The organism is Streptomyces albospinus (assembly GCF_014648695.1).
Classification (GTDB): Bacteria; Actinomycetota; Actinomycetes; order Streptomycetales; family Streptomycetaceae; genus Streptomyces; species Streptomyces albospinus.
In genome coordinates this window covers 1-23,781 of record NZ_BMRP01000036.1, presented here as the reverse complement: position 1 = coordinate 23,781, position 23,781 = coordinate 1, and the positions used below count along the sequence as shown (strand labels likewise).

Annotated in this window: 21 protein-coding genes, 1 tRNA gene and 1 pseudogene; 7 read left to right on the top strand and 16 right to left on the bottom strand. The window is 73.2% G+C overall.

Annotation, left to right across the window (positions count from 1 at the left end; genetic code table 11):
* Nucleotides 1-35: 35 nt before the first annotated feature.
* The 3 genes from IEZ17_RS32060 to IEZ17_RS32050 all read right to left on the bottom strand — a co-directional run bounded on the left by IEZ17_RS32060 (nt 36) and on the right by IEZ17_RS32050 (nt 3,819).
* A complete protein-coding gene (locus tag IEZ17_RS32060; RefSeq protein ID WP_189306306.1) occupies nt 36-815 on the bottom strand; it encodes a S16 family serine protease in 780 nt (259 codons plus the stop codon).
* Nucleotides 816-1,050: 235 nt separating this feature from the next.
* A complete protein-coding gene (locus tag IEZ17_RS32055; protein WP_189306304.1) occupies nt 1,051-1,692 on the bottom strand; it encodes an IclR family transcriptional regulator in 642 nt (213 codons plus the stop codon).
* Between the two features lie 330 nt (nt 1,693-2,022).
* Entirely contained in the window at nt 2,023-3,819 is a 1,797-nt protein-coding gene (locus IEZ17_RS32050) for a DEAD/DEAH box helicase (protein ID WP_189306407.1), read from the bottom strand.
* Nucleotides 3,820-4,758: 939 nt separating this feature from the next.
* On the opposite strand from IEZ17_RS32050, the gene IEZ17_RS32045 reads away from it, so the two are divergent.
* Together IEZ17_RS32045 and IEZ17_RS32040 are read left to right on the top strand one after the other, a co-directional pair.
* Nucleotides 4,759-4,830: transfer RNA gene (locus tag IEZ17_RS32045), tRNA-Cys, on the top strand.
* 153 nt (nt 4,831-4,983) lie between these two features.
* Nucleotides 4,984-5,169: pseudogene (locus tag IEZ17_RS32040) on the top strand (aminoglycoside phosphotransferase family protein); the annotation flags it as partial.
* Nucleotides 5,170-5,340: 171 nt separating this feature from the next.
* Here IEZ17_RS32040 and IEZ17_RS32035 read toward each other — a convergent pair.
* The 8 genes from IEZ17_RS32035 to IEZ17_RS32000 all read right to left on the bottom strand — a co-directional run bounded on the left by IEZ17_RS32035 (nt 5,341) and on the right by IEZ17_RS32000 (nt 16,526).
* On the bottom strand, nt 5,341-6,456 hold the full coding sequence (locus IEZ17_RS32035) for a PP2C family protein-serine/threonine phosphatase (RefSeq protein WP_189306302.1): 1,116 nt from the start codon (nt 6,454-6,456) through the stop codon (nt 5,341-5,343).
* A gap of 509 nt (nt 6,457-6,965) precedes the next feature.
* Nucleotides 6,966-9,296, bottom strand: a complete 2,331-nt coding sequence (locus IEZ17_RS32030; protein ID WP_189306300.1) for a xanthine dehydrogenase family protein molybdopterin-binding subunit — start codon at nt 9,294-9,296, stop codon at nt 6,966-6,968.
* A gap of 100 nt (nt 9,297-9,396) precedes the next feature.
* Nucleotides 9,397-11,373, bottom strand: coding sequence for a 2Fe-2S iron-sulfur cluster-binding protein (locus IEZ17_RS32025; RefSeq protein WP_189306299.1), 1,977 nt, complete (start codon nt 11,371-11,373; stop codon nt 9,397-9,399).
* Nucleotides 11,370-12,266: an FAD binding domain-containing protein gene (locus IEZ17_RS32020; protein ID WP_189306297.1), complete on the bottom strand. Its 897-nt coding sequence runs from the start codon at nt 12,264-12,266 to the stop codon at nt 11,370-11,372. Before IEZ17_RS32020 ends, IEZ17_RS32025 begins: the two co-directional genes overlap by 4 nt.
* Nucleotides 12,267-12,497: 231 nt before the next feature.
* Entirely contained in the window at nt 12,498-14,156 is a 1,659-nt protein-coding gene (locus IEZ17_RS32015; protein ID WP_189306295.1) for a beta-N-acetylhexosaminidase, read from the bottom strand.
* 164 nt (nt 14,157-14,320) lie between these two features.
* Nucleotides 14,321-14,614: a DUF3039 domain-containing protein gene (locus tag IEZ17_RS32010; RefSeq protein WP_026169910.1), complete on the bottom strand. Its 294-nt coding sequence runs from the start codon at nt 14,612-14,614 to the stop codon at nt 14,321-14,323.
* 254 nt (nt 14,615-14,868) lie between these two features.
* A complete protein-coding gene (locus IEZ17_RS32005) occupies nt 14,869-15,552 on the bottom strand; it encodes a hypothetical protein (RefSeq protein WP_189306293.1) in 684 nt (227 codons plus the stop codon).
* A 275-nt stretch (nt 15,553-15,827) separates the two neighbouring features.
* Nucleotides 15,828-16,526: a YqgE/AlgH family protein gene (locus IEZ17_RS32000; protein ID WP_189306292.1), complete on the bottom strand. Its 699-nt coding sequence runs from the start codon at nt 16,524-16,526 to the stop codon at nt 15,828-15,830.
* Nucleotides 16,527-16,820: 294 nt separating this feature from the next.
* Here IEZ17_RS32000 and murA point away from each other — a divergent pair, with 294 nt between their 5' ends.
* Nucleotides 16,821-18,167 carry a UDP-N-acetylglucosamine 1-carboxyvinyltransferase gene (gene murA / locus IEZ17_RS31995; RefSeq protein ID WP_189306290.1) on the top strand — a complete coding sequence of 449 codons (1,347 nt, stop codon included), beginning with the start codon at nt 16,821-16,823 and terminating at the stop codon, nt 18,165-18,167.
* A gap of 131 nt (nt 18,168-18,298) precedes the next feature.
* Here the strand turns inward: murA and IEZ17_RS31990 are convergent, their stop codons facing one another.
* Nucleotides 18,299-18,544 carry a hypothetical protein gene (locus IEZ17_RS31990; protein WP_189306288.1) on the bottom strand — a complete coding sequence of 82 codons (246 nt, stop codon included), beginning with the start codon at nt 18,542-18,544 and terminating at the stop codon, nt 18,299-18,301.
* Nucleotides 18,541-18,741 (bottom strand): hypothetical protein, encoded by a 201-nt coding sequence (locus IEZ17_RS31985; RefSeq protein WP_189306286.1) that lies wholly within the window; start codon nt 18,739-18,741, stop codon nt 18,541-18,543. The genes IEZ17_RS31990 and IEZ17_RS31985 overlap by 4 nt, the downstream gene beginning before the upstream one ends.
* Before the next feature lie 406 nt (nt 18,742-19,147).
* Between IEZ17_RS31985 and IEZ17_RS31980 the strand changes: the two genes are divergently transcribed.
* On the top strand, nt 19,148-20,020 hold the full coding sequence (locus tag IEZ17_RS31980) for a helix-turn-helix domain-containing protein (protein WP_189306406.1): 873 nt from the start codon (nt 19,148-19,150) through the stop codon (nt 20,018-20,020).
* Nucleotides 20,017-20,244 (top strand): DUF397 domain-containing protein, encoded by a 228-nt coding sequence (locus tag IEZ17_RS31975; RefSeq protein WP_189306283.1) that lies wholly within the window; start codon nt 20,017-20,019, stop codon nt 20,242-20,244. Before IEZ17_RS31980 ends, IEZ17_RS31975 begins: the two co-directional genes overlap by 4 nt.
* 114 nt (nt 20,245-20,358) lie before the next feature.
* Here IEZ17_RS31975 and IEZ17_RS31970 read toward each other — a convergent pair whose 3' ends face one another.
* On the bottom strand, nt 20,359-20,592 hold the full coding sequence (locus IEZ17_RS31970) for a TOBE domain-containing protein (RefSeq protein ID WP_373300014.1): 234 nt from the start codon (nt 20,590-20,592) through the stop codon (nt 20,359-20,361).
* A 698-nt stretch (nt 20,593-21,290) separates the two neighbouring features.
* On the opposite strand from IEZ17_RS31970, the gene IEZ17_RS31960 reads away from it, so the two are divergent.
* Nucleotides 21,291-22,031, top strand: coding sequence for a GntR family transcriptional regulator (locus tag IEZ17_RS31960; RefSeq protein ID WP_189306279.1), 741 nt, complete (start codon nt 21,291-21,293; stop codon nt 22,029-22,031).
* Nucleotides 22,032-22,090: 59 nt separating this feature from the next.
* Nucleotides 22,091-22,762, top strand: coding sequence for an HAD family hydrolase (locus IEZ17_RS31955; RefSeq protein ID WP_229852853.1), 672 nt, complete (start codon nt 22,091-22,093; stop codon nt 22,760-22,762).
* A gap of 77 nt (nt 22,763-22,839) precedes the next feature.
* Here the strand turns inward: IEZ17_RS31955 and IEZ17_RS31950 are convergent, their stop codons facing one another.
* Both IEZ17_RS31950 and IEZ17_RS31945 read right to left on the bottom strand, forming a co-directional pair.
* The gene (locus IEZ17_RS31950) at nt 22,840-23,121 is read right to left on the bottom strand and encodes an HU family DNA-binding protein (RefSeq protein WP_004951951.1); all 282 of its coding nucleotides are present in this window, start codon (nt 23,119-23,121) and stop codon (nt 22,840-22,842) included.
* Between the two features lie 246 nt (nt 23,122-23,367).
* Nucleotides 23,368-23,781, bottom strand: a 414-nt coding sequence (locus IEZ17_RS31945) for a malic enzyme-like NAD(P)-binding protein (RefSeq protein WP_308427731.1), incomplete at its 5' end; no start/stop codon positions are given.

The following is a 23,781-nucleotide window of genomic DNA, read 5'->3' as shown; positions in this document are numbered from 1 at the left end:
TCGGGGAGGGTTACGGGCCGGGACGGGGGCGCCCGTCAGCAGGTGGGGACGGCGCCGCCGGTGCGGAGCGCCTTGAGGGCGTCCACCGCACTGCCGAGGGTGGTGACCGGGATCAGCCGCATGCTCTGCGGGAGCTCGGCGCGGGCGTCGGTGCACTCCTGGCGGGGCACGAGGAAGACCGTGGCGCCGTCGCGGTGCGCGGCCTGGGTCTTGAGCGGGACGCCGCCGACCGCGCCGACCGCGCCGCCGGCGTCGATGGTGCCGGTCCCGGCGACGGTCCGGCCGCCGGTCAGGTCGTGCCCGGCGCCGTCGCCGTCGAGCTTGTCGATGATCCCGAGGGCGAACATCAGGCCGGCGCTGGGCCCGCCGACGTCCGCCAGGCTCAGGGTGACCTTGACGTCCTTGGGCGACTTGTGGAGCTGCCCGAGGGCCGCCCGGGTGGCGCTGTCCTGGGACTGCTTCATCTGCTCCGCGTTGTGCTCGGCGATCTCCTCGGTGTTGTTGCCCACCGGGTAGACCGACTGGCGCGGCATCACGGCCTCGTCCGTCCGGAACCACGCCGTGACGATGTCCGGCAGGTGGACCGAGGCGTCCGGGCCGGTGGCGGTGATGGAGGTCATCCGCAGCTGCCCGCTGGTGGCACGGGTGTCGGCGCCGGAGATGGTGATCACCGGCTTGCCCTTGTCGTCACCGAGGACGTTGGCCGTGATACCCGGATACGCGACCGAGTACGGCAGCGGCGCGAGCGCCGCGGTGACGAGGACGGCGAGGACGAGGGCGGTGCAGACCAGCAGGGCCCGGGCGCGTGAGGACACCCCGCCAGCCTAAATGAACCCCGCCCCACCGGCCCCGTCAGGTCCTGTCGTCACACCGCGGCGCCACAGGCTCGCCATATGCGGTAGGTGATCGTCACCCGGGGCGGGGCGGCCCTACGGGGGCGGGGACGGGCGGCGCGGGGGCGGGCGCGAACGCCGGTGACCTGCGCCGGTGCCGTGCCGCCGGCCGGCGTGCAGCCCGACCGGCCGGCGGCACCTGACAAGCGCCGCGGCCTCAGCGCAGCGCTTCGGCCACTTCCCGGGCCGCCTCGACCACCCGGGACCCGACCTGCTCGTCGACGGCGTCCGCGAGCATCACCACACCCACGCTGCCCTCGATACCGCTGACCCCGAGCAGCGGCGCGGCGGCACCGCTCGCGCCGGCCTCCAACTCCCCGTGCGTCAGGGCGAGTCCGGAGTCGTGCAGTCGGCCCTGGCGGGCCTTGAGTATGGCCCGCCCGGCGGCCCCGCGGTCCAGTGGGTGACGGAAACCGGCCCGGTAGGCGACGTGGTAGTCGGTCCAGGTCGGCTCGACGACCGCGACGGCCAGCGCCTCGTTGCCGTCGACGAGGGTGAGGTGCGCGGTGGCGCCGACGTCCTCGGCGAGCGCCCGGAGCGCGGGCAGCGCGGCCTGCCTGACCAGCGGATGCACCTGGCGGCCCAGGCGCAGGACGCCGAGGCCGACCCTGGCCCGGCCGCCGGAGTCGCGGCGCACCAGGGCGTGCAGCTCCAGCGTCGCCAGCAGGCGGTAGACCACGGTGCGGTTGACGCCGAGGTTGTGGGAGAGCTCGGTCACGGTCAGCCCGTGGTCGGTGTCGGCGAGGAGTTTGAGGACACGCAGTCCTCGGTCGAGCGTTTGGGAGGTCTCTGCGGTCACGACGCCGCCTCCTGGAGTGAGTGGCGGCGTCCGTACAGGGCGCGCTGAGGTCCCGGAGCAGCGCGCAAGAGCCGCCGGCCGCTAGCACCGGCTGCGCTCCGCGGCGGCGCTGCCACGGGGCGTGTGCGTGTCGGGGACAGTAGCGATCCAGTCCGGTCAGCGGAAGAGTCCGTCCAGAATCCGGGCTTCCGCGTCCGGAACATCCCGCTTCATCCACCCACGATGCCGCCCTGACCAGCGGTGGGGAACCTCGCCGTTACCCGGGCGTGACCTCCGGCAGGGCGGTGCGGCCCGCCCCGCCGGGGCCCGACGGGGCCCGCCTCGCGACGCTCAGCGCATCCGCGTGGCCCACTCCCGCACCTTCTTGATGCGCTCGTTGAGCTGACCGGCCGTCGCCTCCGCGCTCGGCGGCCCGCCGCACACCCGGCGCAGCTCGGTGTGGATCACCCCGTGGGGCTTGCCGCTCTGGTGGACATAGGCGCCCACCAGCGTGTTGAGCTGCTTGCGCAGCTCCAGCAGCTCCTTGTGCGTGACCACCGGCCGCCGCTCAGCCGGCATCTCCAGCAGATCCGCCTCCTCGTCCGGCTTCTTCCGGCTGTGCGCTATCTGCCGTGCCTGCCGCTTCTGGAGCAGCATCTGCACCTGGTCGGGCTCCAGCAGGCCGGGGATGCCGAGGTAGTCCTGCTCCTCCTCGCTGCCCGCGTGCGCCTGCATGCCGAACTCGGCGCCGTCGTAGAGCACCCGGTCGAAGACCGCCTCCGACTCCAGCGCCTCGAACGAGAACTGCTCCTGCTCCCCGGTGTCCTCGTCCTGCTCCTTGTTCGCCTCGTCCATCTCCTTCTCGGACTCGGCGTACGGGTCCTCCTCGCCGTCCTTCTTCGGCTTGTCGAGGACGTGGTCGCGCTCGACCTCCATCTCGTTGGCGAAGCCGAGCAGCATCGGGACGGTGGGCAGGAAGACGGACGCGGTCTCACCGCGCTTGCGGGACCGGACGAAGCGGCCGACCGCCTGCGCGAAGAACAGCGGCGTGGAGATCGTGGTGGCGTAGACGCCGACCGCGAGCCGCGGCACGTCCACGCCCTCGGACACCATCCGGACCGCGACCATCCAGCGGTCGTCGGAGTGCGAGAAGTCGTCGATGCGCTGCGAGGCGCCGGAGTCGTCGGACAGCACGAGCGTCGCGCCCTGGCCGGTGATCTCCCGGATCAGCTTGGCGTACGCGCGGGCCTGCTCCTGGTCGGAGGCGATGACCAGGGCACCGGCGTCCGGGATGCCCTTGCGGACCTCGGTCAGCCGCCGGTCGGCGGCCCGCAGCACATTGGGCATCCAGTCGCCGCGCGGGTCCAGCGCGGTGCGCCACGCCTGCGAGACCGCGTCCTTGGTCATCGGCTCGCCGAGCCGCGCCGCGATCTCGTCGCCGGCCTTCGTCCGCCAGCGCATGTTGCCGCTGTAGGAGAGGAAGATGACCGGCCGGACGACGCCGTCGGCGAGCGCGTTCCCGTAGCCGTAGGTGTAGTCCGCCGACGACCGGCGGATCCCGTCGTTGCCCTCCTCGTAGGACACGAACGGGATGGGGTTGGTGTCGGACCGGAAGGGCGTACCGGTCAGCGCCAGCCGCCGGGTCGCCGGCTCGAACGCCTCCAGGCACGCCTCGCCCCACGACTTCGAGTCGCCGGCGTGGTGGATCTCGTCGAGGATGACCAGCGTCTTGCGCTGCTCGATGCGGTTGCGGTGCAGCATCGGCCGCACCCCGACACCGGCGTAGGTGATCGCGATGCCGTGGTACTCCCGGCCCAGCGGCCCCGCGCTGTACTCCGGATCGAGCTTGATCCCGATCCGGGCCGCCGCCTCCGCCCACTGCTTCTTCAGGTGCTCGGTCGGCGCGACGACGGTCACCTGCTGCACGACGTGGTGGTGCAGCAGCCACGAGGCGAGGGTGAGCGCGAACGTGGTCTTGCCGGCGCCGGGCGTCGCCACGGCGAGGAAGTCTCTCGGCTGGGTCTGGATGTACCGGTCCATGGCCGCCTGCTGCCAGGCACGCAGCTTGTTCGCGGTACCCCAGGGGGCCCGGCCCGGGAAGGCCGGGGACAGGTGATGACTGTTGGTGGCGCTGGTGGTGGTAGTCACGGTCTCCGTCGGGCTGAACTCGGCGATCGGCAACCGCGTCAGCCTACCCGTGCGCCGCAGCCCGCTCCGGGGATACCGCACGCTCCCACCCGGGGGTGGGAGCGAGGTCACATCGAGGCCGCCGCCGCGTGCAGCGCGCGGAGCCGGGCGGCGATGGCGCGCACCTCCGCCGGCTCCCCCCGTGACCACCTCGATGACCAGGCGCTCCGCGGCGCCGATGTCAGGGCGCAGCACCACCCCGCCCACCCGCAGCACCACCACGCACGACAGCCGGGCGGTCCGCTCGTTGCCGTCGACCTGTTCGCGTCGACTTGTTCCCGTCGACTTGTTCCCGTCGACGAGCGGGTGGTTGATCAACAGAGCCCGGAGCGGCGACGCCGCCCTGCCCAAGAGGTCCCGGTGCACCTCCCGGGCGAACACCGCCGCCGCGGGCCGGCGCACCGCCGACTCCAGGAGGCCCGGGTCGCGTACCGCGATCTCCGTGTCGTCGCAGCCGATACGCGCGCGGGCCGGCGCCGCCTCGGCGGTGGGAAGGAAGGCCGTCACCCGAGCCGGTTCGGCAACTCGCGCCACTTCGCGGCCTCTTGGATGCCCGGCTGCGGCAGGCGGCCTGCCCGGTCCTGGCGGTGACCGGCGACCGGCGACCGGGATGCGGTAACCGCAATGCGGTGCCCGCGATGCGCGCCGGCGAACTCGTCGCCGCCTCCTTCCCCGACGCCCGGGTGCGCCCGCTGCCCCTCGTCGGCAACTACCCCTGGAGGGACGGAGCCGGAGCCCTTCGGCCCCGTCGTCGGGGAGTTCCTCCGCGCCTCCTGAGGCCGCCCGAACACCGCCCGACGCCCGTTCGTGAACCGCGTGTTGCAGCATCGTGGCAGCCCGCCCGGCGCCCTTGCCCGGCCCCCCACCCCGCGGCCTAGAGTCGGAAGCGCACCGCAACCCGGCCGTGTGCCCGAGTGGTTCAGGGGCTCGCCTGCAAAGCGAGTTACGTGGGTTCGAATCCCGCCACGGCCTCTACCGCCTTGACCAGGCAGAAGAAAAGTGCGGCGCCCCATGAGGGGTGCCGCCCTTGTGGTCGTCCGTCTCTGTTCCCGTCTCAGTTGGCCGGTACGAGGGCGCCGGCCGCGCCGTCGTCATCGGCCGGGCGGTCCGTCCCTGTATTGCCAGACCTTGACGCTCGGACACGAGGAGCACCTCGGCGCTGTCGTCGCCGGCCACGGCACCGACGTCGACCTCGACGTGATCCGCGCGTGGTGGTCGTTGCGAAGCCTGCTGGCGATTCGCTGACCGGTCGAGCACGGCTTCGACCCGACCGCGCCGGGCTGTGAGGTCGACGTGCTGAGATCCCGGATGGGAGACAACGTCAATTCCCCCCGGGCACTGTCCACGGCACGCCCGACACAGGCCCCCGAGGCCCGACTTCCCCATGGCGGAAGCCCATGGGCGCTCCAGTCCGGCCCCTCCCGCGCTCAGGCGCCGATGTGGTCTGGACGGAGCGCGCTGCTGCGGAGGTGGCAGGCCGGGTCAAAGGCGCTCGATGACCAGGGCGGTGTCGTCGGTGACTCCGCCGGGCGGGAGCAGGTCGGCCAGCAGGGCGTCGGCGAGGGTTTCGGGGGCGGCTGCCTGGTGGCGAGCCAGGGAATCGGCGAGCCGCGCGAGGCCGGTGTCGATGTCTTCGCGGCGGCGTTCGATCAGGCCGTCGGTGTACAGCGCGAGGACGTCGCCCTCGGTGAAGGGCACGGTGGCCTGGGGCCGGGGGGCGTGTTCAGGGCGGGCGCCGAGTGGGGGGTCGGTGGCCTGGTCCAGGAACTCCACGGTGCCGTCCCTCTGCAGGAGGGCGGGTGGAGGGTGGCCGGCGCTGCTGTACGTGACGGTGTGGGTGTCCCAGTCGATGAACGTCGTGGCCACCGTGGTGTTCTCGGCGCCGGCGATGGAGCGGGCGTACAGCCCGAGGACCTCCAGGGCCCTGCCGGGACCGTCGGCGGCGCGGCAGGCGGCGCTGAGCGCGCTGCGCAGTTGTCCCATGACTTTGGCCGCAGTCAGGCCGTGGCCGACAACGTCGCCGACGGCGATGGCGATGCGGTCGCCGGGCAGGTCGACCAGGTCGTACCAGTCGCCGCACACGTGCAGCGTGTCGACGGCGGGCCGGTAGCGTACGGCCGCCTGATGGCGCCCGACCGGGCAGGGAGCGGGCAGCATGGCCTCTTGCAGGCTCAGCGCGACTTCACGGGCGCGGATGAGTTCGGTGACCTCCTCCACCCGGTGCAGCAGCAGCGCCACCCGCCCGTCCGGACCGAAGACGGGAGTGTTGATCCAGGTCCAGTACCGCTCGTCCCGTACCCCGGGCCGTTCAGGGGCCTCCAGGTCGGCGCGCTGCACCGCCATGATGTCGCGCTCGCCGGTTTCCGCCACCCGGAGCAGTGACGCCTGGACGTTGGGCGTGACGGCCGCGGCAGGGGCGTCCGGGTTGTCGCGGAAGTCGTCGGGCAGGTAGCTGCCGATGACCTGCTCGCGGGTGCGGCCCAAGGTGCGCAAGAACCCGTCGTTGACGTCCGCGTAGATCAGCTGCGGGGTCAGCAGTGCCACCGCCCCGGGAAGGGCCTGGAACACCGCCGCGTAGTCGATCTCCGGTTCCGCCACGTCCCTTCCCGCCCTGACGTCGCCACTGGTGTATCTCCACGATAGGACTCTTGCGGCGGAGCTGGGCAGGTCGCCCGGGGCGGCCGGCGGGGAGGGCGGAGGAAGTCCGTTCGTCGCCCTCGGCTCGGCATGCCGAGCCGGCGGCCCCGACGGTGGCGGGGACCGCCTTCCGGTGCACGGGGCCCCCGCTCCCGCCGGTCCCCCCGGCTTCCCTGGTCCTGCTGGTCCTGCTGCTCCCGCTGGTCCTGCCGCTCCCGCCGGTCCCTTCCTGTGCCGTCCCGTACCACATCGCTGCCCCCCCCGCAGACTCGACAGTGGTCCGACGCGGCACCGCTCCGACGTCCGGCGCTGCCGCATCGCGCATCGAAAACGACGGTAAGTGACGCCACTGACAACGGCCGTGGCGGAGGGTGAAAGCGCAGGTCGGAGAATGCAGGTCGGGACATGCGGGTCGGGCAAGGCAGCTCGGGGGCGGCACGGCCGGACGCCGGACCGCCGCCGGTCGCGGGCTACTGCTGCGGCGTCTGCGCCACCGCCGCCTGCGGGCGGATCGGGAGCCGGCCGATCGGGCGGCCGGTGGCGGCCCGGACCGCGGAGGCCACCGCGGCCGGCGCGGTGACGACCGGTACCGCGCTGGCGGGCTTGGCGCCGAACGGGGCGACCACATCGCGCTCCTCGACGAGCTTGACGATCCGGATGTCCGGGGCGTCCAGCGCGGTCGGCAGCGCGTAGCCGGTCAGGTCCGGGTGGCGGACCTGACCTCGGGTGGTGCGCAGGTTCTCCATCAGGGCGGCGCCCAGGCCCTGGGTGACCCCGGCCTCGATACGGGCCCGCAGCTGGGCCGGATTGAGCACCCGGCCCACGTCCTGGGCCACGGTCATCTCCACCACGCGGATGGTGCCCAGCTCGATGTCGACGTCCGCGACGCAGCGGATGGCGCAGAAGGCGAGCCCGACGAACGCATCACCCTGGCCGGTGTCGTCCAGCGGCTCGGTGGGATGCGGCCGGCACTGGGCGGTGGCCCACAGTTCCTTGCCGTCCAGCGCCTCGGCGACGGTGGTGCTGAGCACCCCGTCGTAGGAGGTGATCTTGCCGTCGGTGATCTGGAGCAGCTCGGTGGACATCCCGAACTTGTGGGCCAGCGGCTGCAACAGCTGCGTACGGACCATCTTGGCGGCGCGCTCGACGGCGCCTCCGGAGACCCAGGTGTGCCGCCCGTGGCAGGCCCGGCCGGCCGGCGGCTGGTCGGTGTCGACGCCCGCTACGTGCACCTCGTCGACGCCCAGGGTCTCCTGGACGATCTGCCGCGCCAGGGTGGAGAACCCGGAACCGGTCTCCACGGCCGCGCAGATGACGGTGGCGACCGAGCCGCTGACCTTGACGGTGGCGGTCGACACCTCGTCGGTGCCCTCCGCGCCCAGCATGTGCACCATGCCGAGGGCGTAGCCGACACCGCGCCGTACCGCACCGGGCTCGCCCGCGCCCTCGGGCCCGCCCGGCAGCAGCCACTCCGCTTCCGGGGTGTCCTTGGGCAGTTCGGGCAGCGGCGCCTCCTTGACGGCGCGCAGCAGTTCGGCGACCGGCGCGGGGCAGGTGACGGTCTGCCCCGTGGGGAGCAGATCGCCGGTGGCCATGATGTTGCGCAGGCGGATCTCGTCGGGCTCGATGCCCAACTGGGCGGCCAGCTTGTCCATCTGGCCTTCGTAGGCGGCGCAGACCTGGAGCGCCCCCTCCCCGCGCATATGGCCGGACGGCGGGTTGTTGGTGCGCACCGCCCAGCCCTCGACGACGGCGTGCGGGACGACGTACGGGCCGCAGGCGAACGAGACGGCGGCGGCCAGCGCCTCGGCGGAGGTCTCCGCGTAGGCGCCGGCGTCCATCAGGATCTGCGCCTCGACCTTGACCAACCTGCCCTCGGCGTCGGCGTGGTGCCGGTAGCGCAGCAGCGTGGGGTGGCGGTGGGAGTGCGCGAGGAAGGACTCCTCCCGGGTGGCGGCCAGTTTGACCGGGCAGCCCGTACGCAGCGCCAGCAGCCCCAGGGACAGCTGGATGCCGGGGTCCTCGCGGTCGGCGGTGGCGCCGGGCACGCCGGTCACCACGACCTTGACCTGATCCGGCTCCAGCCCGAAGGAGGCGGCAGCCAGATCGCGGTCGGTGTGCGGGTCCGTGGAGGCGGTGTAGATCTCCACCCCGCCGTCGGGGCGCGGCACCGCGAGCCCGGCCTCGGCCCCGATGGGCGCCGGGTCCTGGCGGCCGATCCGGTAGAACCCCTCCACCATGACCTCGCCGACCGCCTCGGGGTCGCCGAAGCGGAGCGGGATGTGCCGGATGAGGTTGCCGTCGGGGTGCAGCGGCTCGGCCTCGAAGGCGAGTTGGGGATCGGTGACGGCGTCCAGCAGCTCGTACTCGACGGCGATGGCGGCGGCGGCCAGCCGTGCCGTGTCCGGGTGGTCGGCGGCCACCGCGGCGATCGGCTCACCGTGGTAGCGGACCTCGTCGTGGGCGAAGACCGGCCGGTCGGCGGTGCCCCGGCCGTGCCCCTTGTCGCCGGGCACGTCCTCGTGCGTCACCACGGCGCGCACGCCTGGCATCTCGGTCGCGTAGCGGGTGTCGACGGACCGGATCCGCGCCCGGGGGTGCGGCGAGCGCAGCACCGCCGCCCACAGCAGCCCCTCCGCCCACAGGTCCGCGGCGTACGGGAAGGTGCCCTCGGTCTTCGCCGGGGCGTCGGCCGACGGCAGCGAGACACCCAGGCCGTGCGGCGGCGGCTCGACGGGGATCTGGACGCCCGCTGCGGGAGTCGCGGTGACGGCGCCCGCGCCGTCGCTCGTACCACTCATGCCGATCCCTCGCTTCGCCCGCCCCCGCATGCGCGGGACGGGCCCCCTTCGACAACTCTCCCCCGGCCCCCGGCCGGGAGGACCCCCGTGCTGCGCTCGCTCACCCGGCACCCCCCGGCTGCGGATGCTGGTGCGGTGCGCCCTCCATCGGGTCGGCGGGACCCGCCTGGTGGGGGATGCGCGCGGTTTCGGCCGGTGCCTCGGGGGCTGCCTCGGCTGCCCCCGCCGGCTCCGCCGCCTCGGCGCGGGCCTGGACGACGTCGGCGACGGCGTCCAGGACGCCCCGGTAGCCGGAGCAGCGGCAGAGGTTGCCGCAGAGCGCCTTACGGGTCTCCAGCTCCGTGGGGGCGTGGTTGCCCTCCAGGAGGTCGTGCACGGTCATCGCCATGCCCGGTACGCAGAAGCCGCACTGCACGGCCCCGGAGGCGGCCAGGGCGCGCTGCACGTCGGAGGGCACGCCGTTCTGCGCGAGGCCCTCGACGGTGCGGACCTCGCTGCCCGCCGAGGTGGCGGCGGGCACCAGGCAGGACGCGACCAGCCGCCCGTCCACCTGGACCGAGCAGGCCCCGCACTCCCCCTGGGAGCAGCCGTCCTTGGCACCGGCCAGGCCGAGCCGCTCGCGCAGCACGTAGAGCAGCGACTCCCCGATCCAGGCGTCGGTGACCGGCCGGTCGACGCCGTTCACCCGCAGCACGTAGGAGATCGAGGGGTGTTCGTCGTGGGCGTCGGGCCCCGCGGGGTCGCCGGGGGCCGGGGCGGGGTGCGCCTCGGCGACCGCGACGACGGGTCCGGCCGGTTCCGGCTCTTCGGCGGCATTCGCGACATCCGAGGCGTCTGCGGCGTCTGCGGCATCTGCCGGTCCGGTCGGTCCGGCGGGCCCGGGATCCGCCGCGGGGCGGTGCGCCGCGGCGGCTTCCTCGGGCACCTCGGCGGCACCGGGGGCGTCCATGGCGTCGGCAACGGCCGGTTCGGCGGGCGCGGCGTGCTCGACGGAGACGGCGTGCTCGACGGAGGCGGCGTGCTCGACGGGCGCGCCGTGTCCGGCGGGTGCGTGCTGCCCGGCGGGCGCGGGCCCGGCTGCCGGCGCGGCGGCCACCGCACCGGGGTCGATCATGAACTCCCCGGAGGTGTCCGGCTGTTCGCCGTCCGCCGCCGGGATCGTCCAGCTCCCGGTGGTGCCGGCCGCGGGGACGTCCGCGGGTGCCTCCTGGCGGGCCGCCGGGTCCTCCTGGGGCGGGGCCGGCGGCCACTGGGCCAGCGCGTCGGCCGGCAGCGACCAGTGCCCGGTCGCGCCGCCCGTCCCGGTGGTCGGGGCGGGTTCCGCCGGGTACGGGTCCGCCGCGGGAGCGGCGAACTGCTCGCCGGCACCGCCCGTGTCGGCCGCCCCGCCGGCGCCGCCCGTGGCGTTCAGGCCGGCCGCGAAGTTCCAGTGCCCGGTGCCACCCGGCTGCCCGGTGCCGGCGTGCGGCGTCGCGCCGTATCCGCCGTAGCCGCCGTCCTCGTAGAGCGCGGCGCCGCCGTGCCCGGTGGGCCGGTCGTCGCCGACCAGGTACTCGCCGGACTCCTCCAGGGCGTCGTCGGCGGCCGGGACCGTCCAGGCGCCGCCGGTGGCCTCCGCGCTGCCCGCGACGGGCCAGTTGACCTGCTCACCGCCCCACGGCTGAGCCGCTTCCGGGGTGCCCGCCTGATAGCCCGCGGACGGGCTCGGGTGGGCCGGGGAGTGCCCGGCCCGGCCCGCCCCGGCGTACCCGGCCGACGGGTCCGCGTAGCCGCCCGACGGGTCCGCGAACGGCATCGTCCACTGGCCGGTCGCCGCCGGGTCGGTGGCCGCGCCGGGGACCTGGGGCGCGGCGGTGTGCTGGGTGAACGAGGCCGGCGGGGTGTAGCCGTGGCCGGGCGCGGCGAGCGGGTCCTGGCCGGGGGTGCCGTAGCCGGCCCCGTACGCCCCGGTGGTGAAGCCTTCGGGGAGCTGGACGAAGGCGGTCGCCTCCGACTCGTACTCGCCTCCCTGGGGGAGCCGCTGCCAGCCCTGTTCGGGGTGCGGGTGCTGCGGATGGCGGTTGTTGGCGTCGGTCACGAGAGCGCCCTCCCAAGTGCGCGGCGGGCCAGTGCTGCCACCGTACGGCGCAGGTGCAGCGCGGCCGGCGGCAGGGCCGCCGGTTCCGAACCGTCCTGCGGCGGCGCCGGGTCGGGGATGCAGGCGGCGGCCACGTAGTCGCCGAAGGCGGCCAGCGCCTCGGGGACCAGGCCGCGTTCGCCGTCCCAGTCGATGAGCGAGGCCACCCACTGCTCGGCCTCCAGGGGGCGCAGCGGCATCGCGGCGACCGCGCCGACCGCGCAGCGCACATTGCGCCGGGCTGGGTCCAGGACCAGCGCGACGGAGGCGGTGGCCCGGCCGGGGCCGGTGCGCCCGGTGGCCTTGAGGAAGGTCTGCGGGGCGTGCAGCAGCGGCACCCGTACGAAGCCGACGAGTTCGCCGGGCTGGAGCATCTCGCGGCCGGTCAGCAGATGGCTGACCGGGATCTCGCGGCGGCTGCCCTCGGGGCCGGCGATGACGAGCGTGGCCTCCAGGGCGGCGAGCACCGGGAGGGTGTCGCCGGTAGGGGCGGAGGTCACGATGTTGCCGCCGAGGGTCCCGGCGTTGCGGATCTGCGGCGGGCCGGCCGCGCGGGCGGCGGCGGCCAGGCCCGGGATGAGGGCGGCGAAGTCCGGGCGTCCCATACGGGCGAGGGTGAGGCCGGCGCCGAGCAGCGCATGGCCGTCCAGGTACTGCCAGCCGCGGATCTCGCTGATCCGGCCGAGGCCCACCAGGCCGGCCGGTCTGAGGAGTCCGGCGTTGACCGCCGCCATGAGATCCGTGCCGCCCGCGACGGGCACGGCAGCAGGCATCGCGGTCAGTGCCGCCACCGCCTCGTCGAGCGAGGCCGGCAACGTCACCGTGTGCGACGCCTGCGGTGCGTGCGTGGTCAACCCAGCTGCCCCTTCCCCGGTGTCCCGGCAGTTCCGCTCCGCCGTACGGTACGTGCTCAGAGCCCGGACGTGGCAACTCTGGCACATCTTCGCGGGCCCGGTACGCGAGGGTCCGCGAAGCGACGATCCGTCCCGGAAGAGGGCGCTGGTCCGGTTTCGTCCGCTGGTGCCGGTGACCGGGCACCACCGTCCCAGGGTCCGGCCGCACGGGCGCCTGCCTTGCCCCGCGGCTCACACGTTCGGGGGCGCCCCGTCGATCGGGCGTCCGAGCAGGCCGGGACGCCGCTGCCACGGGCGGGGGCCGCCGGGCGGGCGGTAGTCGACGCCGAGCGCGTCGAGCCGGGCGTAGTGGGCACTCATCCGGTGGGCGAAGTCCCGGTAGTCGCGGAGGGGCGGCGCGGGCAGCCGCGACCAGGCGACCTCGGCGAGGGCGGCCAGCCGCGGGAAGACCTGGTAGTCGAGGCGCTGCTGACTGTCCATGACCTCGGTCCAGGCATTGGCCTGGGTACCCAGGACGTGTGCGGCCTGTTCGTCCGTCAGCTCGGGTGGCACCGGCTCGAAACGGTAGACGTCCTCCAGGGTGCGGACGTAGCCGATCGGCACCGGCTCGTCGGGGGAGGCGTGCTGACGGTGGTCCAGATACACCTGCTGCTCGGGGCACATGACGACGTCATGGCCGGATTTGGCCGCCGCGACGCCGCCCGCGCAGCCGCGCCAGGAGGACACCGCGGCGCCCTCCGCGAGGCCGCCTTCCAGGATTTCGTCCCAGCCGATGAGGCGCCGCCCGCGGTCGGTGAGCCAGCGGTCGAAGTGCCGGACGAACCAGCTCTGGAGGCCGTCCGCACCGTCCAGGGACAGTGCGGCGATCCGCTCCTGGGCGGCCGGCGACGCCTTCCACTGGTCCTTGGGGCACTCGTCGCCCCCGAGGTGCACGAACCGCGAGGGGAAGAGCTCCAGCACCTCCTCCAGCACGTGCTCGTAGAAGCGCAGGGTGGTGTCGGTGGGCGCCAGTACGTTGGGGTTGACGCCCCAGGTGTCCCAGACCTTCAGGGAGGTGGTGTCGATGACGTCGGTGTTGCCCAGTTCCGGATATGCCGCGATGGCGGCCTGGGAGTGGCCGGGGACGTCGATCTCGGGGACGACGGTGATCTGCCGCCGCGCGGCGTAGGCGACGATCTCGCGGAGGTCGTCCTGGGTGTAGTAACCGCCGTGCGGGCGCGGGTCCCAGAGGGGGGAGGCCCGGTGGCCGAGCTTGGTGCGCTCGCGCCAGGCACCGGTTTCGGTCAGCTTCGGGTAGCGGCGGATCTCGATCCGCCAGCCCTGGTCGTCGGTGAGGTGGAGGTGCAGGACGTTCAGCTTGTGCGCGGCCAGCAGGTCGACGTAGCGCAGCACCCCGTCCTTGGGCAGGAAGTGCCGGGCGACGTCGAGCATCAGGCCGCGCCAGCCGAAGCGCGGGGCGTCCTCGACGGTCTGCTCGGGCAGGGTGGCCGGCCGGCCGGGGGCGAGCGGGGCGCGGCGGAAGGCGTCCGGGCCGAGGAGCTGACGGAGCGTCTGGGCGCCCCAGAAGACGCCGGCCGGGCCGCCGCCGGCGATGCGCACGCCCCAGCGGGCGTCCGCCTCCAGGCGGTAGCCCTCCGCGGGCAGGGCCGGGTCGAGGGCCAGCGCGAGGGTGTCGGACGCCTCGCCGGAGCCGGGCGGCAGCGGCAGCCCGAAGGCGTCGCCGAGGGTGGCGCGCAGCCAGCGCGCGGTGTCCTCGGTCCCGGGGGCGGCGGCCAGCGCGGTCTGCCCGCCGAGCCGTACGGTCCCGGGGTGCGGCCCGTCGACGCTCAGCGGTGCCGGGATCAGACCCGTGTCGCCGTCGCGGTCAGGATTGGTCCGTACTTCTGTCACGGCGTCAATCCTCACCGCCCCGGCACGGCGGAAAACCCGCCGCGTCGGTCGGTGTTCCGGCCTGGCCGGCCGGTCCCGCGGACCGGGGACGCCGACGGGTCCGGGTCCGCGAGGGACCCGGACCCGGAGGTACGGCGAAGCGGCCCGGGGCGCTGGGCCTGCGGCTACTTCTTGCCGCCGTCCTTGCCGCCCTTGTCCTTGTCGCCACCGGCGCCCATGGACTCGAAGATCTCCTTGCACATGGGGCAGACCGGGTACTTCTTCGGGTCGCGACCCGGGACCCAGACCTTGCCGCAGAGCGCCACGACGGGGGTGCCGTCGAGCGCGCTCGCCATGATCTTGTCCTTCTGGACGTAGTGGGCGAAGCGCTCGTGGTCGCCGTCGCCGTGCGACACCTGCGGTGTCGGCTCTACGAGGGTCCCCGTACCTGCCCCGCGCTCGGGCTCAAGAGTGCTCATAACAGCCAAGGGTACTCACGCGCGCCGCGCGCCGGGAGCGTCGGCCCGCCGCCAGGTGCAGCGCCGGTCCGGCCGCCGCCCGGGGCGGCGCGGACGGCGCCGGTCCAAACACCGGCGCCAGCCCGCCGGGCGCGGAGCCGACCGCGCTGCCCGGGTAGAGCGCCGAGTTGTTCCGCGCCAGGGCGACGGTGCCGCGGTGGGCGCTCGGCTCCGGCAGGCGGTGCTGCCGGGGCACTGCCGCGCCCGGCCCGCCGCTACGGCGCGGCCACCGGCACACCGCCCCGGTCCCCGGCCGTCAGCCCGAGCTCCGCGGCGAACGCCAGCCCGGCCTCCGGGCGGACCTCGTACCAGCAGTCCTGGCCGCAGACCGCGTCCAGCAGCGCCGATATGTCCTGCGCGCCGACCGTCCGGGCCCGGGCCGCGGCGATGAACGCGCGGACCGCCGCCGCCGCGTCGACCTCCGTCTCCGTCCGCGCCACCAGGTGCTCGACGATCTCGTCGATCGCCTCGTCGCCGGGCGCCGCCCAGCTCATCGCCATCGCCAGCCCGTCGTCCGGCATCGCCGCCGGATACGGGGCGCGGGCCCAGGCACCGTCCTCGTACCAGTAGACGAACCCGAAGAGATTCCCCTGGGCGTCGTCCCGCAGCCGCTCCCAGGGCAGCCACTCGGGGCCGCCGGCCAGGAAGTCGATCTGCCGGTCGCCGCTGTGCGTGTAGCTGCCGTCCGAGTCCTGGCCGCAGAGCACCGCGCGGCCGTCGTCGTAGAGCTTCAGCCGCCACCAGTAGGCGCTGCCGTCGTTCCAGCACTGCAAGCCGCCGGGACCCCAGGTGAACTCGTCCCAGTCGTCCAGGGCCGAGGCCACCACCGCCAGCGTCGCGGCCCGCGCCCACAGCTGCTCCGGGTGATCCAGATCCTCGGGCACACTCGGCCTGTGCATGGCGCTCTCTCCTGTCCGTCCGGCGCGGCCCCGGTCGGGGTGTCCCCTGCGCATGGGGGTCCCCTGTTCGAGCGCAGTCGAGAGCTTGGGGGAGGAGCCGAGAGCCCGGGGAGCGACCGCGCATTGTTGCCTGACACAACGAACGATAGCGACGAGGTCTGACAATCCCCCATGACGAAGCCGTCACAAAGTGCCCGGCGCGCTCCCGGGCGCACCACCCGGCGGGTATGGGGGCGCGCACGCCCCCTGCTGAACGGGCCGCGACGGGCCCCGGGTCAGTTCAGCGACGGGTCGTCCGGATACGTGGCCACCATCGCCAGTTCGTTCCGCTGCCGCCGCAGCACCGCCCGCCACAACTGCTCGGGATCGGGCGAGGAGACGTCGCCCGGCTCGGACTCGACGACGTACCAGGCGCCCTCCACCAGCTCGTCCTCCAGCTGGCCGGGCCCCCAGCCCGCGTACCCGGCGAAGATCCGCAGGCTGCCGAGCACCGCCGCGAGCAGCTCCGGCGGGGCCTCCAGATCCACCAGTCCGATCGCACCGTGCACCCGGCGCCAGCCCAGTGGCTCGTCCCCGGCCGCCGGGTCGTCCGGCGTCCCCATGGCCCGCGCCCCGGCCGGGTCGCCGCCCGCGCGGTCCGTATGGGCGCCGCCCTCCATGGACGGGACGCCGCTGTCTTCCATGGACGGGACGCCGCTGTCGCCGGGCAGCCCGCCGGGCACCACGGCCACCCCGAGCGCCGAGTCCAGCGAGACCGGGCCGCCCTGGAAGACCACTCCCGGCTCCCCGGCGAGTTCGGCCCAGGGGGCGAGGATGTCCGCGACGCCGACCGGTGTGGGGCGGTTCAGGATCACGCCGAGGGAGCCCTCCTCGTCGTGGTCGAGGAGGAGCACCACCGCGCGGTCGAAATTCGGGTCGGCGAGTGCGGGTGTGGCGACGAGCAGCCGGCCTGTGAGCGAGGACACCTCGGTCATGGCCACATGATCCCGCACTTCTGCCCCGAGCGGGGAGTCGACGCCGGGACCGTTGCGAGAGCAGGGCAGGGCGTACGGCGGCAGCACCGGCGCACGACGTCCGCGCCGGATGCCGCAATCACGACATCCTGCGCATTCCCCACCAAATGGCGATTACGAATCAAAGCGTGATCGTAGCGGAGCGTGTTGTGGCAAAGCCATTACATGCCTTACCCCCGCACGGCCATACGGGCACCCCCTCGGCCGCCCTTACCATTTCCCCTGGCCCTGACCGACTCCAGGAACGCGAGATCCATGACCGTCTCTACTGACGACGTACTGCTTGTCCACGGCGGCACCCCGCTGGAGGGCGAGATCCGGGTTCGCGGTGCGAAGAACCTTGTGCCCAAGGCCATGGTCGCCGCCCTCCTCGGCAGCGGTCCCAGCCGGCTGCGCAACGTGCCCGACATCCGTGACGTACGCGTGGTGCGCGGACTGCTCCAGCTGCACGGCGTCACGGTGCGTCCCGGGGACGAGCCGGGCGAGCTGGTCCTCGACCCGTCGCACGTGGAGAGCGCCAACGTCGCGGACATCGACGCGCACGCCGGCTCCTCGCGGATCCCGATCCTGTTCTGCGGCCCGCTGCTGCACCGGCTGGGCCACGCCTTCATCCCGGGCCTGGGCGGCTGCGACATCGGCGGCCGGCCGGTGGACTTCCACTTCGACGTGCTGCGGCAGTTCGGCGCGAAGATCGAGAAGCGCGCCGACGGGCAGTACCTGGAGGCCCCGCAGCGGCTGCGCGGCTGCAAGATCCGGCTGCCGTACCCGTCGGTCGGCTCGACCGAGCAGGTGCTGCTGACGGCCGTACTGGCCGAGGGCGTCACCGAGCTGTCGAACGCCGCAGTGGAGCCGGAGATCGAGGACCTGATCTGCGTGCTCCAGAAGATGGGCGCGATCATCTCCATGGACACCGACCGGACGATCCGGATCACCGGTGTCGACAAGCTCGACGGCTACACCCACCGCGCTCTCCCGGACCGTCTGGAGGCCGCCTCCTGGGCGTCCGCGGCGCTGGCGACCGAGGGCAACATCTACGTCCGCGGCGCGCACCAGCGGTCGATGATGACGTTCCTGAACACCTTCCGTAAGGTCGGCGGCGCCTTCGAGATCGACGACGAGGGCATCCGCTTCTGGCACCCGGGCGGCTCGCTCAACGCCATCGCCCTGGAGACCGACGTCCACCCCGGCTTCCAGACCGACTGGCAGCAGCCCCTGGTGGTCGCCCTCACCCAGGCCTCGGGCCTGTCGATCGTCCACGAGACGGTCTACGAGTCCCGGCTCGGCTTCACCTCCGCGCTCAACCAGATGGGCGCGCACATCCAGCTCTACCGCGAGTGCCTGGGCGGCTCCGCCTGCCGCTTCGGCCAGCGCAACTTCCTGCACTCCGCGGTCGTCTCCGGCCCCACCCGGCTCCAGGGCTCCGACCTGGTCATCCCCGACCTGCGCGGCGGCTTCTCGTACCTGATCGCGGCGCTGGCGGCGCAGGGCACCTCCCGGGTGCACGGCATCGACCTGATCAACCGCGGCTACGAGAACTTCATGGAGAAGCTCGTCGAACTGGGCGCGAAGGTCGAACTCCCCAACGGGTCGCCCCGGGGCTGAGGTCGGCCGGCACGGCGCGCGGCTGAGCCGGGCGCGATCCGACACGGACGCGCCGGCGCCGCCGCCCGTCGCCCGCATCGCGCGCGTCGGGGAGGGCGTCGGCGCTGACCCGCCGCCTCCCCCACGCGCCCTCATGCCGCGCCCTCCGGACGGTCCGGGGCCTCGCCGCCCGCTGCCCGCATCGCGTCGACGCACCCGCCCAGGCCGCGCAGCACCTCCGCGACCTCCTCCTCGGTCAGCTCGTCCACCCACGCGGTACGGGCCCTGAGTTCCGCCCGCACGAGATCGAGCTGCCGGTACAACTCCCGATACCTGACGTGCCGGTGCCACGCCTCCTCGGCCCGGCCGCACCAGCGCGACCACCCGCCCGCGCTCATGTGCGCACCGCCCCGGGGTGGGGGTGGCGACGGATCTCGACATTGCAGTCGACCGCCGTCGTCCGGTCCCCGACGGAACGCGCCGCCGCACGCTGTCCGGCCAGGGCCGCGCACACGTCGCACCCGGCGACCGGCTCGGGCTCCGGCACCGGAACCGGGTCCACCAGGTGAACGGGGCGGCAGTCGCGGGGCGTCAACTCGCCACCTCCGGATGGTGGATCCGGCGCAGCCCGGTGTCGATGAAGAACCTCGCTGTAGCGTTGGTCATGTTGTCAACTCCCTTGTGGTTGACGGCCGTGCCCCCGGACGTTCGCCGCGTCGCGGGGGTTCTCACGTGGCACGTGGGCTTCTACAGCCATGAGCGCATGCGGCCTGAACCCGTTCGTCACGCCACACCTCCACGTCGCTCCCTGAAGGCGCCCCATGGCTCAACCACCGTCTCGTGCGGGAGAGTTGAAGGCAACAGAATCTGCTGGGAATCAGTCTCGGAACCAGAAATGGCACATGCCAAGGCGTGCGCATGGCTTCTGCACCGTGCGCATCGCATGCCAGGCTGAACACGAGGCAGGCAACGGCGCGCACCTGCGCAAGAATGGAGCGCACATGGCCGCAAGACCGCAGCCGACCGCCAGGCGCATCGGGCTGGGACACGAACTGCGCCAGCTCCGCAAGGCGGCAGGTCTGACGATCGCGGAGGCAGTTGTGGACCTGCACTTCGACGAGAGCACGCTCCAGCGCGTCGAGACCGGTTGGAAGTCCTTCCGACAGGCCGGGCACCTAAGAGAGTTGCTGGAGCGCTACGGCGTCACCGACGAGGAGCAGGTGGACAGGCTGGTCGCCGTCCAGCGCGAGGCGTCGAGCCGTGAGTGGTGGACCGGTACGGGTACCACCATGTTGTCCGGCATGCCGCGATTCCTCGGCGTTGAGTCCGCAGCGCGGGAGATCCGTATCTTTCACCCGACTGTCGTTCCCGGACTTCTCCAGACCGAGGCGTATGCGCAAGCCGTGCACGACCTGCACAAGCCCATCGACGAGACGACCACGGAGTTTGTGCAACAGAGCGTGCAGCTTCGTATGAAGCGGAAGGAGGCGGTGACGCGCGATGACGACTCGATAAAGGTATGGGCAGTCCTGTATGAGCCGGCATTGCGCTATGCCATCGGCGACTCAGACGTGATGCGGGAGCAGTACGCCGCGCTTGCCGAGTTGGCCGCCATGGAGAACGTGACCCTGCAAGTCCTGCCCCAGACGGGGCGCGGCTACGTTGCGTTTCACGATGTCAACATCATGACCCTTGGCGACGGTCTGCCGACAACCGTCCAGACTGATACCGCATGGTTCACCGTCGCGGTCACGGACAAGCCTCGCGAGGTCGGGCGGTTCTCTCGCATGTTCGACGCCATGGTGGCCTCGGCCCTGCCCCCCTGCGACACCCCGAAATTCCTGCACCAACTAGCGAGAGAGATCACAGAATGAAGATCGACCCTGTCAAGGTGACGGCATCGGACCTGGAGGGCGCCAACTGGTTCAAGTCCTCCTACAGCAATGGCGGGGGCAACTGCGTCGAGGCCGCCGACAACGTCCCCGGCTATGTCCCCGTCCGAGACAGCAAGGCCCCCCAGGGCCCGGCGCTGATGTTCTCGGCGGACGGCTGGTCATCGTTCGTCGCTGCCGTCAAGGGCGGAGAGTTCCACCGCTGAGACAAGCCGGACGGCCGCCCTCCCACTGCCAGGAGGGCGGCCGTTCGCATGCCCGCCTGGAGGCGGCACCGAAGAACCATCGGCGGTTGCAGGTGGGACGCGCCCCACCTCAACTCACCCCGCCCGCTCGGCCACCAGCACCGGCTTCTCGTGCGGGAGCACCGTGCAGCGGGCGCCCGCCGTCAGGTCGGGCGCCTCCCAACTGGGCAGGTCGGCCTTGACCGGGACGCCGGACTCGGTGGTGAGGTGGAGCCGGGTGGTGGCTCCCAGGAAGGTCGCCACCCGTACGGTCGCGGTCGTCCCCTCCGCGTCCGCGTCCGTACGGATGGCGAGCCCCTCCGGCCGCAGCAGTACGTCGACCGCCCAACTCCCGGCGCATTCCTCGGAGTTGCACCGGGACGGTCATGCGTTCCTCCTTTGCTTGCGGGCCCGGCGGGCCCGGCCGCCGGCCACGGTGGTGAGCAGGAGCAGCAGCCCCCAGGTGAGGAGCAGGCTGAGCATGGCGGCGGCGCGGTGCCGCCGGGGTTCTCGTTGTGGACCCGGATGCCGTACCTGCGCTCGAAGGTCCGGATCATCTCGCCGTAGTTCGCCCAATCGGGGGCGAGGGCATAGACGTTGAGCCGGCCTTCCTTCTTGGCTGCCTTGACGAGGGCGGCCATCCCGCCGAGGTCCGCGGCCGACCGGGCGGTGGCCGCCTTGCTGGTGACGGCGGCCGGGGCGTAGCCGCACCGGCGGCGGCCGGGGCGGCCACGAGAGCGGCGGCGCAGGCGGCGAGCGCGCGGCGCCGGCCGGCCGGTCGGGGTGGCTTCACGTCGGTACTCCTGGGTCTTCGGCTCTCCACTTGTATGAACAAGCCGCCGTCAGTAGGCCCCGTCAAACCAACCTCAAGTCGACCCCGGCACCAACCCCTGGTGAATAGTAAAACCGCAGGTCATAAGCGTTATGATGGAAGAGGTTTAGAGCTTCGCAGAGCGGTCAGACGCATACCCCGTACCTGCGTGGACAAGTCATCCTGTGCACAGGGAACTGACCCGCAAGGAGCCCCGTTGACCCGACGCCACCAGCAGATCGCCGAGGTACTGCGCCGGGCGATCACCGACGGCCACCTCCCCTTGGGCAGCGCGCTGCCCTCGGAGACCGAACTGGCCGCCACCCACGGCGTCTCCCGCGGTACGGTCCGCCAGGCGCTGGCCGCGCTGCTCGCCGAGGGGCTGATCGGCTCCCGCCAGGGCGCCCGGCACATCGTGCTGAGCACCGCGCCCAGCCAGAGCTTCACCGCGCTGCGCAGCTTCGCCCAGTGGGCGCGGGCCGGCGGCCACTCCCCCGGCGGCCGGGTCCTGGAGGCCGTCCGCGGCGCCGCGGACGGCGGGGAGGCCGCACTGCTCCAGCTGGCACCGGGCGCCGAGGTCCTGCGGGTGTGGCGACTGCGAACGCTGGACGGCGCACCCGTCCTGCTGGAGCGGACCGTCTACGCGGGCTGGATCGCCGAGGCCGTCGAGGCACTGCCGGCCGACTGCGAGTCGGTCACCCAGGCCCTCCTCGATTCCCACGGCGTGGTCTTCGCGCACGGCGAGCACCATCTCGACGCGGTCGCCGCGGGCACCGCCGACGCCCGGGAGTTGCGGGTGCGACGGGGCAGCCCGCTGCTGCGGGTGCGCCGTACGACGACCACCGCGGAGGGCCGCCCGGTCGAGACCTCCGACGACCGCTACCGCCCCGGCGCGGTGGTCTTCACCGTGCGCAACTCCACCCAGGCCAACCCCCTGGCCCGCACCCCGGCCGACTGACCCCGCTCCCGTCCGGCCCACCCGTACGTACCCGCTCCCCTACCGAACAGCGAGTCCGCATGCCCACTCCCCCCGACCGCGCGCTGCCCGCCGCCCTGCTGTGCGACATGGACGGCACCCTCGTCGACACCGAGCACCAGTGGCTGGAGGCCGTGGCCGGTTTCCTGCGCGACCAGGGCGCCCCGGCCTCCGACGAGCTGGTCACCTCGTTCGCCGGTGCCCCGATCGACGCCGCCGCCGAGCGCCTGGTGCGCGATCACGGCATCCGCATCGGCATCACCCGGACGGCCGCCCTCCTGGACCGGGACTTCACCGCCCGGGTCGCGGCCGGGGTCACCGTCCGGCCGGGCGCGCTGCGGCTGCTGGACCGGGCCCGGGCGCTCGGCATACCGGCGGCCCTGGTCACCGCCTCGGAGCGGCATGTCGCCGATCTGGTGCTGCGCACCCTGGGGGCACACCGCTTCGCGCTGTCGGTGACCTCCGGCGAGGCACCGCGCGGCAAACCGCACCCGGACCCGTACCTGGCCGCCGCGGCCCGCCTCGGCGTCGACCCGGCCCGCTGCCTGGCCGTCGAGGACACCCCGACCGGCGCCGCCGCCGCGCTGGCCGCGGGCTGCCGGCTGCTCGCGGTGCCGACGGTGCCGGGCATCGTCCCCGGCCCCCGTACGGCCGTGGTGGCGTCGCTGGAGGACGTGGAGCTCACCGACCTGCCGTTCCCCCGGGCCGCCTGAGCGCGCCGTGGGCGGGCATACGAAAGGGCGGCCACCCCGGGAGAGGGGTGGCCGCCCTTTGCGCCGTAGGAAGGGCCTTACTTGCCCTTGGCGGCTTCCTTGAGCTTGGAGCCCGCGGACACCTTCACGCTGTAGCCGGCCGCGATCTGGATCGGCTCACCGGTCTGCGGGTTGCGCGCGGTGCGAGCGGCACGGTGGGTGCGCTCGAAGGTCAGGAAGCCGGGGATGGTGACCTTCTCGTCGCCCTTGGCGACGACCTCGCCGACGGTCTCGGCAAGCGCGGCCAGAACGGCGTCGGCGTCCTTGCGGGTCACCTCGGCGCGATCGGCCAGAGCGGCCACCAGCTCACTGCGGTTCATGTATGTACTCCCGTGTTCTTCTTGCCAATGAGGCGTGAGATCGAAGCCGATGCTGCCAGGGCCCTCGAACGGTCCCCGGAACCGGGTCCGTCCTTCAGCTCCCTCGCGCCTGGGGTCCCCCTGGACAATGTCCTTGGGAGAGCATCCTGCCCCCACCTGCGGCGGTAAAGCCAATCCGGCACCCTGGAGGGTCACCCGCCACCCTATGGGTGGCCCGCTGAGGGCGTGTCCCGCGACGCGCCGGACTCAGACCGTCGTGGCAGCCGTCACAGCCGGGTCGGCGGCCTTCGCCGCGTTCCGCACCGCACCGGCCACCGCTCCCGCGACCTTCTCGTTGAAGACGCTGGGGATGATGTAGTTCGGGTTGACCTCGTCGTCCAGCACGACCTCGGCGAGCGCGCGGGCCGCAGCCAGCATCATCTCGGTGTTCACCGTACGCGACGCCGCATCCAACAGACCGCGGAAGACGCCCGGGAAGACCAGAACGTTGTTGATCTGGTTGGGGAAGTCCGAACGACCGGTGGCCACCACCGCAGCGGTCTGCCGGGCGATCGCCGGGTCGACCTCCGGATCCGGGTTGGCGAGTGCGAACACGATCGCGTCCTTCGCCATCCGCGCCACATCCTCACCGTCCAGGACATTGGGCGCCGAGACGCCGAT